The sequence below is a fragment of the Streptomyces hamibioticus genome, assembly GCF_047946815.1.
Lineage (GTDB): Bacteria > Actinomycetota > Actinomycetes > Streptomycetales > Streptomycetaceae > Streptomyces.
The window spans coordinates 5,278,841-5,296,066 of the sequence record NZ_JBKKQY010000001.1 but is presented as its reverse complement, the minus strand read 5'-3'; the positions used below and the strand labels follow the sequence as shown (position 1 = coordinate 5,296,066).

Below are 17,226 nucleotides of genomic sequence, written 5' to 3'. Positions count from 1 at the left end.
GAGCCCCGGCCCGGCCGTCAGGTCCCGGGCCGGGGCTGCTCAAGGGGGACCGCCGTCCCGTCTCAGACGTTAACGGTCGTGGTGATCCTGCGGTCCGCGATCGAGCGACCGATCCGGAGTTCGTACGAACCCTTCACAAAGGTCCACGCTCCGGCCGTGTCGTCCCAGACCTCGAAGGCCCGGCGCGGCAGCTCGACGGTCACCTCGGTCACCTCCCCCGGCGCGGCCTCCACCGCCGCGAAACCGGCCAGCCGGCGCGCGGGGCGGGCGGCGTCGGGTGCGGGTGGGGCGAGGTAGAGCTGTACGACCTCGCGGCCGGGTCGCTCGCCGGTGTTGCGGAGGCGGACCTTGACGGTGGTGCCGTCGGCCTCGGCCGACTCGTAGGCCCACTCGGTGTAGCCGAGGCCGTGGCCGAAGGGGTAGGCCGGGGTGCGGCCCGCCTTCTCCCAGGCGGCGTAGCCGATGAAGAGGTCCTCGTCGTAGCGCAGCTCGCCGTGGTCGGGGGTGACCCGGGTGACCGGGGCGTCCGTCAGGGCGCCCCAGGTGGTGGGGAGCCGGCCGCCGGGCTCGTGGGCGCCGGTGAGCACGTCCGCGAGGGCGGCGCCGCCCTCCTGGCCGGGGAACCAGCTCAGCAGCACCGCGGCGACGTCCTCGCGCCAGGGCAGTTCCACCGGGGAGCCGGAGTTGACGACCACGACCGTGTTCGGGTTGGCGGCGGCGACCGCGCGGACCAGGTCGTCCTGGCGGCCGGGCAGGGTGAGGTCGGTGCGGTCGAAGCCCTCGGACTCGACGCGGTCGGTGGTGGCGACGACGACCACGGCGGTGTCGGCGTTCCGCGCGGCCTCGACGGCCTCGGCGATCAGCTCGTCCGGGTCGCGCTGTGGCTCGGCGTGGCACAGGGCGAAGGTGACGGCCTTCATCGGGATGTCCTCGGGCAGGTCGACGACGCAGGTGAGGGAGACCTCGACCGGCTCGTCCGCGGGCAGCTCGACCACGGCGCGGGGCACGTGGGCGCCGAAGACGGCCTCGAAGGGGTCGTCCTTGGCGGTGCGCTGCACGTCGTCGTAGTACGTCCGGCCGCCGATCGTGAGGGTGAAGGGGCCCACGCCCTTGATGCCGAAGGTGTGCGGGCCGGCCTCGCGCGGGGTGAAGGTGCCGGTCAGCTCGACGCTGTGCAGGGCGTCGTGGGTGACGCCGTCGGGGAGGTCGCTGCCCATCCACTGGATCTGGCCGCCCGGGGCCGAGCCGGTGCCGATGACCCGGCCGTCGGCGTCGCGGCAGACGGCGCGCAGCTCGAAGCCCCGTCCGGCGACGGCGAGTTCGGTGTTGGGGTCGGCGCCGACGGCGTAGGTCAGGCCGTCCTCGCCGAGGGCGGCGGTGAGGCCGTCGAGCGGGGAGACGACGTGCGCCGGGAAGACGGTGGCGGAGCCGCCGCCGAGGACGCGGGCGTCGCGGGCGGCGGCGCCGATGAGGGCGACCGTGCCCTGCTTCAGGGGGAGCGCCCGGCGCTCGTTGCGGACCAGGACGAAGGAGCGGCGGGCGATCTCCCGGGCCAGGGCCGCGCCGTCGATGTGCGCCGGCGGCTCGGGGACGACGGGGTCGGCGCCGTCGAGGACGCCGACGCGGGCGGCGAGCCGCAGGACGTTGCGGACGGCCGCGTCGACCTCCGCCTCGGCGACCTCGCCGTCCCGCACGGCCCGGGCGAGGGCCTCGCCGTACACGGTCCGCGGGCCGGGCATCGCCACGTCCAGGCCGCCCTTGATCGCGCCGGTGGTGGAGCGGGCGGCCATCCAGTCGGAGACGTTGCAGCCGTCGAAGCCCCACTCGCCCCGCAGCACCTCGTTCACCAGGTGCCGGTGCTCGGTCATCGTCGTGCCGTTGACCTGGTTGTAGGCGGTCATGATGCCCCAGGGGTGAGCGTTCTCGACGATCATCTCGAAGGGCGCCAGGTACAGCTCGCGCAGGGCGCGCTCGGAGACCAGGTTGTTCACGATGAAGCGGTCGGTCTCGGCGTCGTTGGCCACGAAGTGCTTGACGGTGGTGCCGACGCCGCCGGACTGGACGCCCGTGACATAGCCCGTGCCGATCCGCCCGGTCAGGTACGGGTCCTCGCTGTAGGTCTCGAAGTGCCGGCCGCCGAGCGGGGAACGGTGGAGGTTGACGGTGGGCGCCAGGAGCACGTGGACGCCCTTGCGGCGGGCCTCCTGGGCGAGCAGCACGCCCGCGCGGCGGGCCAGCCCGGGGTCCCAGGAGGCGGCCAGCGCGGTCGGTGAGGGCAGCGCCACGGACGGGTCGTCGGCGGTCCAGCGCACGCCCCGGACGCCGATCGGGCCGTCGGACATCACCAGGGACTTCAGGCCGATCTCCGGCAGGGCGGGCAGGGTCCACATGTCCTGTCCGGACAGCAGCCGGGTCTTGGCCTCCAGGCCGAGCTTGCCGAGGGCGGCCTCCACGACCGCCTCGCGGGCCGCCTCCGCTCCGGTCCTGGCCTGCACCTTCGCTCGCGCCTCTGCCTGTGCCCCTGCCCGTGCCTCTGTCCGCGCCATCGCGGCACCTCCTCGTCGAAAGCCGTTGGCCGTCCCCATCCTGCCCCCGGCACCTGGTGACCAGTAGGTTTCGTTATGTTAGCGTTATGATCACCTCGTCCGGATGTCGTACCGTGACGCCATGACGACCAGGGCCAGAAGCGGGGAACGGCGCACGGAGATCGTGCGGGCCGCCCTGGAGGTGATCGCCGAGCGCGGCTACCGGGGCGCGAGCCTGGCCGCGGTCGCCGAGCGGGTGGGCCTCACCCAGCAGGGGCTGATGCACCACTTCCCGACCAAGGAGGCGCTGCTGGTGGCGGTGCTGAGGGAGCGGGACCGCTGGGACTCGGTGCCGGCCGAGCGGCTGCGGCTGGACCTGCTGGCCTCCCTGGTCGAGTACAACGCGATGCGGCCAGCCATCATCCAGACCTTCTCCGCGCTGCTCGGGGAGAGCGTCACGGAAGGGCATCCGGCCCGTGAGTACTTCACCGAGCGCTATCAGCGGGTGCGCGCCTCCATGGCGGAGCTGCTGCGCGCCGAGTACGGTGACCGGCTGCCCGGCGGGCTGACCCCCGAGCAGGCCGCGCCGCTGGTCGTGGCGCTTCTCGACGGGTTGCAGTACCAGTGGCTGCTGGACCCGGAGTCGGTGGACATGCCGGGCGCCTTCCGCGACTTCCTGACCCTGCTCGGCGAAGCCTGAGCCACCCGGGCCCCGGAGCACCCCGAGCACCCGGAGCGCCGAACCGCCCTGTAGCGCACGTCACTTCCGTCACGCGATACTGCGACCGTCCAGCGGACGCACCCCACGGCGACGGAAGGACCCGGACTCCCTTGAACTCCATACGTATGCGCACCGGCGTACTCGGACTGGCCCTGGTGGCGGGGCTCGCGACACCGGTGACGGCGACGGCTGCGCCCTCGCCCCGCCCGGCGCCCTCCCCCACCGTGGAGGAGCAGCGGCTCGACCGGGAGGTGCCGCGGGAGATCCTGAGACGGTCCGGATTCGACGCGGTGGCACCGGCGTTCACCCAGAGGCTCCACAGCGCCGGCTCCTACGCCGAGGCCCGCCGCGTCGTCGTCCGCGAGGGCGAGGCCCTGTGGCGGCGGGCCGTGGACCGGGCGCAGGGGCGCGGCCCGGCCGGCGGGGACCTGAGCAGGGACGACGACCGGCCGCTGTACTGGGCGCGGCTCGGGATGACGCGGGAACTGCGCACCTGGGAATCCGGGTTCGCGCTGACGGCCCGTCAGCGCGCGGAGCTGCTGGACACGCTGGAGCGGACCTCGCGCGGGCAGACGACCGTGCGGTACCCGCGCGGCAAGGGGCTGAAGCGCGTCCTGGTCACCGGGTTCGACCCGTTCACCCTCGACCGTGACATCCGGATCTCCAACCCGTCCGGAGCCGTGGCGCTCGCCCTCGACGGCACGGTGATCCAGACGGCCGAGGGCCCGGCGCGGGTGGAGACGGCCGTGTTCCCGGTGCGCTGGCGGGACTTCACCGAAGGGACGGTGGAGCGGGCGCTGCGGCCCCGTCTGCCCGAGGTGGACCTGTTCGCGACCGTCAGCCAGGGACGCGTGGGCCGGTTCGACATCGAGCGGACCAACGGCGCCTGGCGGGGCGGTTTCGCGGACAACGAGAACATCGGCCGGACGGAGACGATCCCGGTCACCGACCCGGCGTCGCAGCCGCAGTGGACGACGACCACCCTGCCGTACGCCGGCATCGTGGCGGCGGACACCGGGCGGTTCCCCGTGTACGACAACACGTCCGTGACCGAGGTCCCGGAGGGCGGCACCGAGCCCGTCGTACGCCCGGACGGGCCCACGCCCGGCTCGACGGCCCGGGAAGGAGGCGGCGGGGACTATCTGTCCAACGAGATCGCCTACCGGGCGACGCTGCTGCGGGACCGGCTCGGGCTGCGCGGCCGGCTGCCGGGCGGCCACGTGCACACGCCGGTGCTCCGGTTCGGCGCCGGCAACACCACCGAGGTCACCGACCCGGAGTTCGTCCGCAACCGGCTGGACATCGTGGCGCAGACCCGGGCGATCGTGGCCGTGGCGGTCGGGGCCGGAGCCGGGGCCGGTACGGGTGCTAGTGCGACGGAGCGAACGCGAGGCTGATGCCGAGGCCGGCCAGGACGGACCCGATCACCTTGTTCAGGACCTTCTGGCCGCGCAGCATCGCCGCGCGCATGCGGCTCTGCGAGAAGAACACCGCGACGACGGCGAACCACAGCAGGTGGGCCAGCGACATGAACAGGCCGTAGCCCACCTGCTGGTACACCGGCGTGCCGGGGCCGACGACCTGGGCGAAGGTCGAGACGACGAAGAGGGTCGTCTTCGGGTTGAGGACGTTGGTGAGGAAGCCGGTGCGCAGGGCGGCGAAGGGGGTCAGGCCACTGCGGTGCTCCAGGTCGATCTCGACCTCGCCGCGGGTCCGGAAGGTGCGGACGCCGATGTAGACCAGGTAGCCGGCGCCGACCAGCTTGATGACCGTGAACAGGAAGGCGGAGGACGCGATCAGCAGCCCGACGCCGAGCATCGTGTAGGTGACGTGCACCAGGACGCCGGCGGCGACGCCGAGGGCGCCGAGCACACCGGTGCGGCGGCCGTGCAGGTAGCTGTTGCGGACCACCATGGCGAAGTCGGCGCCGGGGGCGATGACCGCCAGGACGGTGATGACGGCGACGGCGAGGACCTCGGTCATCCGGCGACCTGCTCGCCCTCGGAGGTCTCCCCGCCCCGGCGGGTCTCCTCGCCCTCACGGGTCTCCTCGCCCAGCAGTTCGCGGGCGAGCAGCGTGGCGCCGGCCACCGCGCCCGGCATCAGGAACACCGCGGCGAACGGCACCAGGAAGGCCAGGGCGAGCGGGGTGCCGAAGCCCCAGACCAGCGTCTTGCGGGAGCGCAGCAGGGCGAGGCGGTCGCGCAGTTGGACACCGCGGCGCTGGAGGGCCACGGAGGTCAGCTCCTCGGTGAGGAAGAAGCCGGTGACGAAGATGCCGACCACCGGGACGGCCGTCTGGCCGACGACCGGGATGAGGCCGCAGGCGAACAGCAGGAGGCCCCACAGGGCGGCTCGGGCCAGGATGCGCAGGCTGTCCCGGCCGGAGATCCACAGGTCGCGCCAGAGCGGCAGGTCCGACTCGGGGGCGGTGCCGTCCGGGGAGACGTCCCGGTCGACCCGCTCGGAGAGGCTCTCGTAGAAGGGCTGGCCGACCAGGAGGGTGACCGCGGTGAAGGTGAGGACGGCCAGCAGCAGCGCCAGGGCGAACAGGACGGCGGTGAGGAAGCCGCGGAACAGCCCCGGCCAGGGGCTCGACCAGTCGTCGGCGAACGGCGTCGCCCAGGTGACGGCGTCCGCGCCCCACAGCGCCAGCGCGACCAGCGCCGCCGCGTACAGGACGAGTGTGACCAGGCCCGGGACGAGCCCGAAGCCGTAGCTCTTGCCGTGCCGGGCCACCCAGCGCTGGCCCTCCAGGAGGTGGCCGGATCCCGCCCCAAGATCGCGCATGACGGCACTCTATCGGGCCGCGGGGGCGGCGTGCCGGGCCGGACGAAGGCCGCACCCCACGTCCAGGGGTGCGGCCTTCGTCGTACGCGACGAACCGGGTCAGGCGAGCGTCACGGTGATGTTGCCGCGGGTCGCCTTCGAGTACGGGCAGACCTGGTGGGCCTTCTCGATCAGCGAGCGGGCGGTGGCGGCGGAGACCGTCGGGATCTCGGCCGAGATCTCGACGATGATCCCGAAGCCTTCGCTGTTCTTGCCGATCCCGACCTTCGCGGTGACGGTCGAGCCGGTCACGTCGACGCCCTCCTGGCGGGCGACGACGCCGAGCGCACCCTGGAAACAGGCGCTGTAGCCGGCGGCGAACAGCTGCTCGGGGTTGGTGCCCTCGCCGTTGCCGCCCATCTCCTTGGGCGGGTTGACCACGACATCGAGCTTGCCGTCGTCGGTGGCGACCCGGCCGTCGCGGCCGTTCTGCGCGGTGGCGACGGCGGTGTACAGGACCTCGGACTGCTGAATGGGCATGCGGTTGTCTTCCTCCCTCGGTCTGCCGCGACTCGCGCCCACGATCGCGACAGATTTCGGAAAGAAGCTATCGCATACCGGAAAATGGGTGAACCCCCGGCCGGTCCGGCCGGGGGTACGGAGTGTGACGTCAGAGCTTGACGACCATCTTTCCGATGTTGTCGCCGCGCAGAACGCCCAGGAACGCCTCCAGGTTGTTCTCGATGCCCTCGACGACGGTCTCCCGGTACTTGAGCCGGCCGTCGCGCACCCACGGGCCGACCTCCTGCACGAACTGCGACTGGAGGTCGTAGTGGTCGCCGACGAGGAAGCCCTCGATGCGGCCACGGGTCTGGATGAGCCGGGCCAGGTTCCTCGGGCCGGGGGCGGGCTCCGTGTTGTTGTAGACGGAGATCATTCCGCAGATCGCGATGCGGCCGTCCTGGTTGAGGGAGCCGATCGCGGCCTCCAGGTGGTCGCCGCCGACGTTGTCGAAGTAGACGTCGATGCCGTCCGGGGCGGCGGCGCGCAGCTGCTCGCTCACCGGACCGTCCTTGTAGTTGAAGGCGGCGTCGAAGCCGTACTCGTCGACCAGCAGCTTGACCTTCTCCGCGGAGCCGGCCGAGCCGATGACCCGCGAGGCGCCCTTGAGCTTGGCGATCTGCCCGACCTGGCTGCCGACGGCACCCGCGGCGCCGGAGACGAAGACCGCGTCGCCCTCCTTGAAGGCGGCGGTGCGCAGCAGACCGGCGTAGGCGGTGAGCCCGGTCATGCCGAGGACGCCGAGGTACGTCGACAGCGGGGCGGCCTCCGGGTCGACCTTGACGGCGTTCTTCGCGTCCACGGCGGCGTACTCGCGCCAGCCGAAGAAGTGCAGGACGTGGTCACCGACGGCGATGCCCTCGGCATTGGAGGCGACGACCTCGCCGACCGCGCCGCCCTGCATGACCTTGCCCAGCTCGAAGGGGGCGACGTAGGACTTGGCGGCGCTCATCCGGCCGCGCATGTACGGGTCGACGGAGACGTACCGGTTGCGGACCAGTACCTGCCCCTCGCCCGGCGTCGGCATCGGGGCCTCGACCAGGGCGAAGTCCTTCGGCTCGGGCCAGCCGACCGGGCGGCTGAGCAGGTGCCATTCGCGGTTGACGGAGGGCAGGGAGGGGGAGTCGGTCATGGTGAGGGTGCCTTTCGACGGGTGCGGGGGAGCACGGACACTCCAGGTATTTCAGTACCTGAAACAACGATGCTCCTGAACATTTCAGGTTGTCAAACACCTGTACCCTGGGCCCATGTCTCCCTCACCACATCCCCGGCGTCCGGACGCGCTGACCCTTGAGGTCGTCGAGCTCATCGGCGAGGTCGTGGCCCGCTTCTCCGCCGACTACGAGGAGGCGGCCGCCGAGAAGGCGCTGACCGGAGCCCAGGCGAAGCTGCTCAGCCTGCTGTCCCTGGAGCCGCTGCCGATGCGGAAGCTGGCGCACAAGCTGAAGTGCGAGCCGTCGAACGTCACGGGGATCGTGGACCGGCTGGAGGCACGGGGGCTGGTGGAGCGGCGGCTGGACCCCGCCGACCGGCGGGTGAAGGTGGCGGCGGCGACGGACGAGGGCCGCCGGATGGCCCGTGACCTGCGCGAGTCCCTGCGCTTCGCCCGCGAACCGCTGGCCGGGCTGTCCGGTGCGGAGCGTGAGGCGTTGCGGGACCTGCTGCGGCGGATGCTCGCCGCGGACGGGACGCGGGGCGCCTGAGCCGGGGCGCGCGCTTCGGCGGTGCGCTTCGGGAGTGCGCTTCGGGAGTGCGCTTCGAGGGTGCGCTTCGAGGACGGCTGCGGGTGGGTCGTGGTTGCTCGCGCAGTTCCCCGCGCCCCTTTCAGGGGCGAGCAGGCAGCCCCGGGGCCCGGTGGAGGCCGGTTGAGGCCGGGGGGACGGTTCGGGGGCCGCTGCGGGTGGGTCGTGGTTGCTCGCGCAGCTCCCCGCGCCCCTTTCAGGGGCGAGCAGGCAGCCCCGAGGCCCGGTGGAGGCCGGTTGAGGCCGGTTGAGGCCGGTTGAGGCCGGTTGAGGCCGGGGGGACGGTTCGGGGGCGGCTGCAGGTGGGCTGTGGTTGCTCGCGCAGTTCCCCGCGCTCCTTTCAGGGGCGTGCGGGTCGCCCAGGACCTGATGGGGGCCGGTCCGGCCCTACGTGCACCACCACAGGAACCGTTCGCACGTTTCCGTGGGCGTGGGTTCCGGGGTCGGGTTGGCCGTGGTCGGCTCGGCGGGCTCGGGCGTGGGGTCGGCCGGCGGGGGCGGGGCCGGGGCCGAGGAAGGGGCGGCCGGGGGGTCGGGGGCCGGGTCGGTGCCCGGCGGGCCGGACGACGTCTCTTCCGTGGGCGCGGCGTCCGACTCCTCCTCGCCGGGGGACTCCGAGGCGGACGCCGACGGGGAGGCCGAGGTGTCGCCCGGTGACGGCGAGGCCGTCGGTGCGCCGGGGCGGGAGGTGTCTCCGGCCGGGGTGGCGGGGTCCGCGACGGCTTCCGACGATGCCCCGCCGTCCGGCGACTCGTTCCCGGCGGCAGCGGGCTGCGGCGGGTCGTCGGGCGCGTCCATGCCCAGCTCGGCGAGGCTCAGCCCGCCGGCCGCGAGCACGAAGCCGGCCGTGACCAGCAGGGCCCGGCGCCGTCGCCGGCGGTGGGCCGCGGCCTTGCGGTCCCGGCGGCTGCCTCCGGCGCCGCCCGGACCGCTGCGCCTGCCCGCACCTGCCGAGCCCGCCGGACCTGCGGAGCCCCCCGAAGCCGCCTGCCCCGCCGAGCCCGCCGAAGCTCCGTGATCTGCCGAGGCCGCCGAAGTCGGCGAGACCACCGGATCGGGCCGGCCGTCGTCGGGCCCCGGCGCCCGCTCGCGACCGCGGTGGCCCCGTGCCTCACGGCGGCGGGCGGCCCGGCCCGGCTGCTCCGCCGCGTCTCCGTACGGCTGGGCATCGCTCCCGTCGCCCCCGGTGCCGTACTCCTGGCCGTCCTGCTCCGCGTACAGATGGAGCTGTTCGGCGGGGACGCCGCACCCCGGGCAGGCCAGAGCGCCGTTGAGGTGCCGTCGGCACGGGTGGCAGAAGTCCATGACGCGGGAAGGGTAGATTCCGCGCGGGCCGCGCCACCAGTGGCCACTGTGAAGGTTGTGTGGGGAACCCGGCGCCCGCGCCCGGCCCCCCGGGCCGAAACTCCCGAAACCGTTATGTGTCCACCCCATTGACACCCCCGCCGCCCCGTCCTTACTGTCACGCCAGCATTTCGAACGAGTGCCGAAATATCGAACACAGCGAAGGGTAACTGCCGTGCGCATCACCGGAATCAGCACACACGTGGTCGGAACGCCGTGGCGCAACCTGACGTACGTTCAGGTGCACACCGACGAAGGGATCACGGGAGTCGGCGAGACCCGCATGCTGGGGCACACCGACGCCCTCCTCGGCTATCTGAAGGAGGCCGAGACCAACCACATCCTCGGCTCGGACCCCTTCGCTGTCGAGGACCTGGCCCGGCGGATGAAGTACGGCGACTACGGGCGCGCGGGCGAGATCGTGATGTCCGGCATCGCGGTCGTCGAGATGGCCTGCTGGGACATCAAGGGCAAGGCCCTCGGCGTCCCCGTCTGGCAGCTGCTGGGCGGGAAGGTCACCGACAAGGTGAAGGCCTACGCCAACGGGTGGTACACGACCGAGCGGACCCCGGAGGCGTACCACAAGGCCGCGCAGGGGGTCATGGAGCGCGGCTACCGGGCGCTGAAGATCGACCCGTTCGGTACCGGGCACTTCGAGTTCGACCACGAGCAGACCCTGTACGCCGTGTCGCTGATCGAGGCCGTGCGGGACGCCATCGGACCGGACGCCGAACTGATGCTGGAGATGCACGGCCGCTTCTCCCCCGCCACCGCCGTCCGGCTCGCCAAGGAGATGGCGCCCTTCAAGCCGGCCTGGCTGGAGGAGCCGGTGCCGCCGGAGAACCTCAAGGCGCTGAAGAAGGTCGCCGAGAAGGTGGACCTGCCGGTCGCCACCGGTGAGCGCATCCACGACCGGATCGAGTTCCGGGAGCTGTTCGAGGACCAGTCGGTGGACATCATCCAGCCGGACGTCGGTCACATCGGCGGCATCTGGGAGACCCGGAAGCTGGCCGCCACCGCCGAGACGCACTACATGCTCGTGGCCCCGCACAACGTCGGCGGGTCCGTGCTCACCGCCGCCTCCCTCCAGGTCGGCTTCACCTCCCCGAACTTCAAGATCCTCGAGCACTTCAACGACTTCGCGGACGCGGAGATCAAGAAGGTCGTCAAGGGCGCTCCCCAGGTGAACCCGGAGGACGGCTGCTTCCACCTCTCCGACGCCCCCGGTCTCGGCGTCGAGCTGGACACCGACGCGGCGGCCGAGTTCCCGCAGCAGCAGGCCCGGTTCGACCTGTGGGCCGAGGGCTGGGAGCGGCGCAACCCGAAGGGTACGCAGGCGTGAGTGCCGAGGTCGTCGTCGAGGCGCCGGGCACGCACCGGCTGGCGGCACACGTGCCGCGCGAGCCCGGCCCCGGCGAGGCCCTGGTCCGGGTGCACGCCGCCGGGATCTGCGGCAGCGACCGCGAGGTCTACCAGGGCAACCGGCCCGAGGGATACGTGCGGTACCCGCTGACCCCGGGGCACGAGTGGTCCGGCACGGTGGAGTCGGTCGGCGCCGGTGTTCCCGCGGACCTCGTCGGGCGCAAGGTGGTCGGGGAGGGCTTCCGCAACTGCCAGGTCTGCGACCGCTGTCACGCCGGTGAGACGACGCTGTGCACCGCCGGGTACGCGGAGACCGGGTTCACCGAGCCGGGCGCCATGGCCCCGACCCTGACGCTCCCGGCCCGCCTGCTGCACGTCCTCCCGGGCGGCGCCGACCTGACGGCCGCCGCCCTGCTGGAGCCGGCCGCCTGCATCGCCGCGGCCGCGCTGAAGGCGAACGCCCGCCCGGGTGAGCGGGTCGCGGTCGTCGGCACCGGCACCCTCGGGATGTTCGCCGTGCAGTTCCTGGCGGCCGCTTCCCCGGCCGAGCTGCTGGTCGTCGGCACGCGCGACGACCGGGAGGAGCTCTCGCGGCGGTACGGCGCCACCGACTTCCGCACCAAGGACCGCACGCTGCCCGACGACTTCGACGTCGTCATCGAGACGGCCGGGTCCGCCGACGCCGCCCGCACCGCCGCGGCCCTGCTCCGGCGCGGCGGGCGGCTGGTGCTGACCGGGATCCCGGCGCCGGGCGCCGACGGCCTCGACCCGACCGATCTGGTGGTACGGCAGCTGGAGGTGCACACCGTCTTCGGAGCGCCGCCGGACGCCTGGGCGCACACGGTGCGGGTGTTCGCGGCCGGGCTGCTCGATCCGCTGCCGCTGGTGACGCACGAACTGCCGCTCGACGACTTCGCGCACGCCATCGAGCTGGTCGGGTCCGGCGATCCGAAGGTCGGCAAGGTGCTGCTGCGTCCCCGGGGTCGGTAGCCCCCACAGCCGTACGCCGGTACGGGGGCGACCTGACGGCCTCCGTACCGGCGTACCTCCACCATCTCTTTCCGCCCCGGGTTCTTCCCGCGCTCCACCCCGAGCCGCGAACCTCGTCCGGCATACCGAACACGAAGGACAGCTTGTGACCGACGCTTCCGCCACGGCCGCTCCCCGCAGGCCCGGTGAGCACGTGCTCGCCGCCCTCGGTCTGGGCGCGCCCGCCCCCGACCCCGCCGACTCCTCGCCGCACTCCTTCCCCGGCGGCGGCCGCTGGCGCACCGAAATCCCCTCGTGCGAGGGCCCGGAGGCGCTGGCGGTCGTCCTCAAGGAGTCCTCGCGACTGGACGTGCCGATCCACCGGATCAGCCAGGGCAGCGGCGTGTGGATGCTGACCGACACCGAGATCACCGAGATGGTCGAGGCCACCGCCGAACGGGACATCGAGCTGTGCCTGTTCACCGGCCCGCGCGGCACCTGGGACATCGGCGGCTCGACCCGGACCGACTCCGGCGGCGCGGGCCTCAGGGCGCGCGGCCACGACGCGGTCGCCGGGTGCGTCGAGGACGCCGTACGGGCGACCGAGCTGGGTGTGAAGTGCCTGCTGGTCGCCGACGAGGGGGTGCTGTGGACGCTGCACCGGGCGCGGACGGCCGGGCTGCTCCCGGCCGACACCACGCTCAAGGTGTCGGCCCTGATCGGCCCGGTCAACCCGGCCTCGTACGCGGTCTACGAGCGGCTCGGTGCGGACTCGGTGAACGTGCCCAGCGACCTGACACCGGAGCACCTGACCGAGATCCGGCGGGTCTCGGCCGCCCCGATGGACATGTACATCGAGGCGCCTGACGACCTCGGCGGCTATGTGCGGATGTACGAGGTGGCCGAGCTGATCCGGCGGGGCGCCCCGCTGTATCTGAAGTTCGGCCTCGCCAAGGCGCCCGGCATCTACCCGTACGGCCACCATCTGCGGGACCTGGCGCTGGCCGGCGCCAAGGAGCGGGTGCGGCGCGGACGGCTCGCCCTCGACCTGCTCGCCCGGCACGGCGCGGACGGCGACATGGCGCCGCTCGGCTCGCGGCTGCCGGGCTCGCTCAACCGGTTCGAGATTTCGTCATAACGTTCCGGAAACCCCCTTCACAAAAGACGACATGACCGCGCACAATCCCCCACACCTCGTCTCGGTTCCTTCCGGCACACATCAAGGATGATGACCATGCGCAACCGCAGAGCCGCACTGACCGCCATAGCCGCCGCGGCCTCTCTCGCCCTGACCCTGACCGCCTGCGGCCAGAACAGCGAGGGCGGCAGCGAGGAGGACAAGAAGAGCGCCGAAGGCGCCACCATCGGCATCGCGATGCCGACCAAGTCCTCCGAGCGCTGGATCGCCGACGGGAACAACGTCAAGAAGGACCTGGAGTCCAGGGGCTTCAAGACCAGGCTCGCCTACGGCGAGGACGACCCGGACCAGCAGGTCGCGCAGATCGAGAACATGATCACGCAGGGTGTCCAGGCGCTGATCGTCGCGGCCATCGACAACAAGTCGCTGAACAACGTCCTCCGCCAGGCCAAGGACGCAGGCATCCCGGTGATCTCCTACGACCGGCTGATCCTCGGCACCGAGAACGTCGACTACTACGCCTCCTTCGACAACGAGAAGGTCGGCGAACTCCAGGGCACCTACATCGTCGAGAAGCTCGGCCTGAAGGACGGCAGCGAGAAGGGCCCGTTCAACATCGAGCTGTTCGCCGGCTCCAACGACGACAACAACACCCGCTACTTCTTCCAGGGCGCGATGAACGTGCTCCAGCCCTACATCGACAAGGGGCAGCTGGTCGTCAAGTCGAAGCAGACGGAGCTCAACCAGGTCACCACGCTGCGCTGGGACGGCGGCACCGCGCAGAAGCGCATGGACGACATCCTGACCTCCGCCTACCGCAGCGACCGGGTCGACGCGGTGCTGTCGCCGTACGACGGCATCTCCATCGGCATCCTGTCGTCGCTGAAGTCCGACGGTTACGGCACCAAGGCGAAGCCGCTGCCGATCGTCACCGGTCAGGACGCCGAGGTCGCCTCGGTGAAGTCGATCATCGCCGACCAGCAGTCGATGACCGTGTACAAGGACACCCGCGAACTCGCCAAGGTGGCCTCCAACATGGTCGACGCCCTGCTCAACGACAAGAAGCCCGAGGTCAACGACACCAAGACCTACGACAACGGGGCGAAGGTCGTGCCGGCGTACCTGCTGGAGCCGGTGGCCGTCGACAAGGCCAACTACCGGAAGGTCGTCGTCGACTCCGGCTACATCAAGGAGAGCGACCTCGACTGACCGCCACCGACCGACGACTCACCACTGATGGAAAGGCACGACCATGGCGGGACCCGTCCTGGAAATGCGCTCGATCGTCAAGACCTTTCCCGGCGTCAAGGCGCTGTCGGACGTCTCCCTGACCGTCCGGCAGGGCGAGGTCCACGCCATCTGCGGGGAGAACGGAGCCGGTAAGTCGACCCTGATGAAGGTCCTCTCCGGCGTCCACCCGCACGGCACGTACGAGGGCGAGATCCTCTTCCAGGGAGAGGTCTGCGCCTTCAAGGACATCCGGGCCAGTGAGCAGCACGGCATCGTGATCATCCACCAGGAGCTGGCCCTGGTGCCCTACCTCTCCATCGCGGAGAACATCTTCCTCGGCAACGAGCACGCCCGGCGCGGCATCATCAGCTGGACCGAGACGCTCAGGCACGCGACGGAACTGCTGCGGCGGGTCGGGCTCGGCGACCACCCCGACACCCGCGTCGCCGACATCGGCGTGGGCAAGCAGCAGCTGGTGGAGATCGCCAAGGCGCTGTCGAAGAAGGTGAAGCTGCTCATCCTGGACGAGCCGACCGCCGCGCTGAACGACGAGGACAGCGGCAAACTGCTCGACCTGATCCTGGAGCTGAAGAAGCAGGGCATCACCTCGATCATCATCTCGCACAAGCTGAACGAGATCCGCAAGGTCGCCGACTCGGTGACGATCCTGCGGGACGGCCGCACCATCGAGACGCTGGACGTGAAGGCCCCGGGGACCACCGAGGACCGGATCATCAGCGGGATGGTCGGCCGCGACCTGGAGCACCGCTTCCCGGAGCGCACACCGCACCAGCCGGAGGAGGGTGCCGCCCCCGCCCTGGAGGTCCGCAACTGGACCGTGCACCACCCGATCGACCAGCAGCGCAAGGTCGTCGACGACGTCTCCCTCCAGGTGCGCCGCGGGGAGATCGTCGGCATCGCGGGGCTGATGGGGGCCGGCCGCACCGAGCTGGCGATGAGCGTCTTCGGCCGCACCTACGGCCGGTACGCGGGCGGCACGGTGCTCAAGGACGGCACCGAGATCCGCACCAAGACGGTCCCGGAGGCGGTCCGGCACGGCATCGCGTACGTCACCGAGGACCGCAAGCACTACGGCCTGAACCTCATCGACACCATCAACCGGAACATCTCGCTGACCGCGCTCGGCAAGGTCGCCCGGCACGGGGTGATCGACGAGCACGAGGAGCGGCAGGTCGCCGAGGGGTTCCGCACCTCGATGAACATCAAGGCGCCGACCGTCTTCGAGCCGGTCGGCAAGCTGTCCGGCGGCAACCAGCAGAAGGTCGTCCTGAGCAAGTGGATCTTCGCGGGTCCGGACGTGCTGATCCTGGACGAGCCGACGCGCGGCATCGACGTCGGCGCCAAGTACGAGATCTACACGGTCATCGACCAACTGGCCGCCCAGGGCAAGGCGGTCGTCTTCATCTCCTCCGAGCTGCCCGAGCTGCTCGGCATGTGCGACCGCATCTACACGATGGCCGCGGGCCGGCTGACCGGCGAGTTCTCACGGGCCGAGGCCTCCCAGGAAGCGCTGATGCGTCAGATGACGAAGGACAAAGAGGTAACCCGATGAGCACGGACGTGACCGCCAGGACACCGGCCCCCGCGCCACCCGGCAAGTCGGGAGCGGGCACGGGCAGCGGCCTGCTCCAGCTGATGCTGGACGGCATGCGCCGCAACATGCGGCAGTACGGCATGCTGATCGCCCTCGGACTGATCGTGGCGCTGTTCGCCGTGTGGACCGACGGCGACCTGCTGCTGCCGCGCAACGTCTCCAACCTGGTGCTGCAGAACAGCTACATCCTGATCCTCGCGATCGGCATGATGCTGGTCATCATCTCGGGCCACATCGACCTGTCGGTGGGCTCGCTGACGGCGTTCGTCGGTTCCATGGCCGCGGTGTTCATGGTCCGCAACGATCTGCCCTGGCCCGTCGCGGTGGTGCTGTGCCTGGCGGTGGGGGCGCTCGCGGGCGCGCTACAAGGGTTCTTCATCGCGTACGGCGGCATACCGTCGTTCATCGTGACCCTGGCGGGCATGCTGCTCTTCCGCGGCCTGACCGAGATCTTCCTGGAGGGCCAGACCCTCGGCCCGTTCCCGAGGGGGCTGCAGAAGGTCGCCAACGGCTTCCTGCCCGAGGTCGGCCCGGAGACGAACTACCACAACCTCACCCTGTTGCTCGGCTTCGCGCTGATCGCGTTCGTGGTCTTCCGGGAGGTCCGCGACCGCCGGCGGCAGCAGGAGTTCTCCCTCGACGTGCCGCCCGCCAAGCTGTTCCTGCTCAAGCTGGTCGCGCTGGTCTCCGCGATCCTCGCCGCCACGCTGCTGCTGGCCAGCTACAAGGGCACCCCGATCGTGCTGCTGATCCTCGCCGTGCTGGTGGTCGGATTCGGCTACCTGATGCGCAACGCGGTGATCGGGCGTCACATCTACGCCATCGGCGGCAACCTGCCCGCGGCCAAGCTGTCGGGGGTGAAGGACAAGAAGGTCACCTTCCTGGTCTTCCTGAACATGGGCATGCTCGCGGCCCTGGCGGGTCTGGTCTTCGCCGCCCGCTTCAACGCGGCCTCGCCCAAGGCCGGCCTCAACTTCGAGCTGGAGGCCATCGCGGCCGCGTTCATCGGCGGCGCGTCGATGAGCGGCGGCGTCGGCACGGTGCTCGGCGCGATCATCGGCGGCCTGGTCCTGGGCGTGCTGAACAACGGCATGAACCTCGTCGGCATCGGCACCGACTGGCAGCAGGTCATCAAGGGTGCGGTGCTGCTGGCGGCGGTCGGGTTCGACGTGTGGAACAAGCGCAGGGTCGGTTCGTAGTCAGCACGGGCCCCGCCTCGAAGGCGGGGCCCGATTCCTTTACAGGAGAGCC

15 protein-coding genes are annotated in these 17,226 nt (G+C 71.5%); 9 read left to right on the top strand and 6 right to left on the bottom strand.

Annotated features, from left to right (window positions below):
- Window positions 1-62: 62 nt before the first annotated feature.
- Entirely contained in the window at window positions 63-2,546 is a 2,484-nt protein-coding gene (locus tag ACLGIH_RS23890) for a beta-glucosidase family protein (RefSeq protein ID WP_416527319.1), read from the bottom strand.
- A 103-nt stretch (window positions 2,547-2,649) separates the two neighbouring features.
- Between ACLGIH_RS23890 and ACLGIH_RS23885 the strand changes: the two genes are divergently transcribed.
- Both ACLGIH_RS23885 and ACLGIH_RS23880 read left to right on the top strand, forming a co-directional pair.
- Entirely contained in the window at window positions 2,650-3,225 is a 576-nt protein-coding gene (locus tag ACLGIH_RS23885) for a TetR/AcrR family transcriptional regulator (protein ID WP_416527318.1), read from the top strand.
- Between the two features lie 146 nt (window positions 3,226-3,371).
- Window positions 3,372-4,643, top strand: coding sequence for a pyroglutamyl-peptidase I (locus tag ACLGIH_RS23880; protein ID WP_416529459.1), 1,272 nt, complete (start codon window positions 3,372-3,374; stop codon window positions 4,641-4,643).
- On the opposite strand, the gene ACLGIH_RS23875 is transcribed toward ACLGIH_RS23880, so the two are convergent.
- The 4 genes from ACLGIH_RS23875 to ACLGIH_RS23860 form a co-directional block, all read right to left on the bottom strand.
- Complete coding sequence (locus tag ACLGIH_RS23875; RefSeq protein ID WP_416527317.1) at window positions 4,615-5,229, bottom strand: LysE family transporter; 615 nt, start codon at window positions 5,227-5,229, stop codon at window positions 4,615-4,617. The two genes, ACLGIH_RS23880 and ACLGIH_RS23875, sit on opposite strands and share 29 nt — an antisense overlap.
- Window positions 5,226-6,035, bottom strand: coding sequence for an EI24 domain-containing protein (locus tag ACLGIH_RS23870; RefSeq protein WP_416527316.1), 810 nt, complete (start codon window positions 6,033-6,035; stop codon window positions 5,226-5,228). The genes ACLGIH_RS23875 and ACLGIH_RS23870 overlap by 4 nt, the downstream gene beginning before the upstream one ends.
- 99 nt (window positions 6,036-6,134) lie before the next feature.
- Window positions 6,135-6,554, bottom strand: coding sequence for an organic hydroperoxide resistance protein (locus ACLGIH_RS23865; RefSeq protein WP_416527315.1), 420 nt, complete (start codon window positions 6,552-6,554; stop codon window positions 6,135-6,137).
- Window positions 6,555-6,684: 130 nt separating this feature from the next.
- Window positions 6,685-7,707 (bottom strand): NADP-dependent oxidoreductase, encoded by a 1,023-nt coding sequence (locus ACLGIH_RS23860; protein ID WP_416527314.1) that lies wholly within the window; start codon window positions 7,705-7,707, stop codon window positions 6,685-6,687.
- A gap of 115 nt (window positions 7,708-7,822) precedes the next feature.
- Here ACLGIH_RS23860 and ACLGIH_RS23855 point away from each other — a divergent pair, with 115 nt between their 5' ends.
- Complete coding sequence (locus ACLGIH_RS23855; protein WP_416527313.1) at window positions 7,823-8,278, top strand: MarR family winged helix-turn-helix transcriptional regulator; 456 nt, start codon at window positions 7,823-7,825, stop codon at window positions 8,276-8,278.
- 426 nt (window positions 8,279-8,704) lie between these two features.
- Here ACLGIH_RS23855 and ACLGIH_RS23850 read toward each other — a convergent pair whose 3' ends face one another.
- Window positions 8,705-9,622: an SCO2400 family protein gene (locus tag ACLGIH_RS23850; RefSeq protein WP_416527312.1), complete on the bottom strand. Its 918-nt coding sequence runs from the start codon at window positions 9,620-9,622 to the stop codon at window positions 8,705-8,707.
- Window positions 9,623-9,836: 214 nt separating this feature from the next.
- Between ACLGIH_RS23850 and ACLGIH_RS23845 the strand changes: the two genes are divergently transcribed.
- The 6 genes from ACLGIH_RS23845 (at window position 9,837) to mmsB (ending at window position 17,174) form a co-directional block, all read left to right on the top strand.
- Window positions 9,837-11,003, top strand: coding sequence for a mandelate racemase/muconate lactonizing enzyme family protein (locus tag ACLGIH_RS23845; protein ID WP_416527311.1), 1,167 nt, complete (start codon window positions 9,837-9,839; stop codon window positions 11,001-11,003).
- On the top strand, window positions 11,000-12,013 hold the full coding sequence (locus ACLGIH_RS23840; RefSeq protein ID WP_416527310.1) for a zinc-dependent alcohol dehydrogenase: 1,014 nt from the start codon (window positions 11,000-11,002) through the stop codon (window positions 12,011-12,013). Before ACLGIH_RS23845 ends, ACLGIH_RS23840 begins: the two co-directional genes overlap by 4 nt.
- A 145-nt stretch (window positions 12,014-12,158) precedes the next feature.
- Window positions 12,159-13,130 carry a hypothetical protein gene (locus ACLGIH_RS23835; protein ID WP_416527309.1) on the top strand — a complete coding sequence of 324 codons (972 nt, stop codon included), beginning with the start codon at window positions 12,159-12,161 and terminating at the stop codon, window positions 13,128-13,130.
- A gap of 96 nt (window positions 13,131-13,226) precedes the next feature.
- Complete coding sequence (gene chvE, locus ACLGIH_RS23830; RefSeq protein ID WP_416527308.1) at window positions 13,227-14,339, top strand: multiple monosaccharide ABC transporter substrate-binding protein; 1,113 nt, start codon at window positions 13,227-13,229, stop codon at window positions 14,337-14,339.
- A gap of 43 nt (window positions 14,340-14,382) precedes the next feature.
- Window positions 14,383-15,933 carry a multiple monosaccharide ABC transporter ATP-binding protein gene (mmsA, locus tag ACLGIH_RS23825; RefSeq protein ID WP_416527307.1) on the top strand — a complete coding sequence of 517 codons (1,551 nt, stop codon included), beginning with the start codon at window positions 14,383-14,385 and terminating at the stop codon, window positions 15,931-15,933.
- A complete protein-coding gene (mmsB, locus tag ACLGIH_RS23820) occupies window positions 15,930-17,174 on the top strand; it encodes a multiple monosaccharide ABC transporter permease (protein ID WP_416527306.1) in 1,245 nt (414 codons plus the stop codon). Before mmsA ends, mmsB begins: the two co-directional genes overlap by 4 nt.
- The last annotated feature ends 52 nt before the right edge of the window (window positions 17,175-17,226 follow it).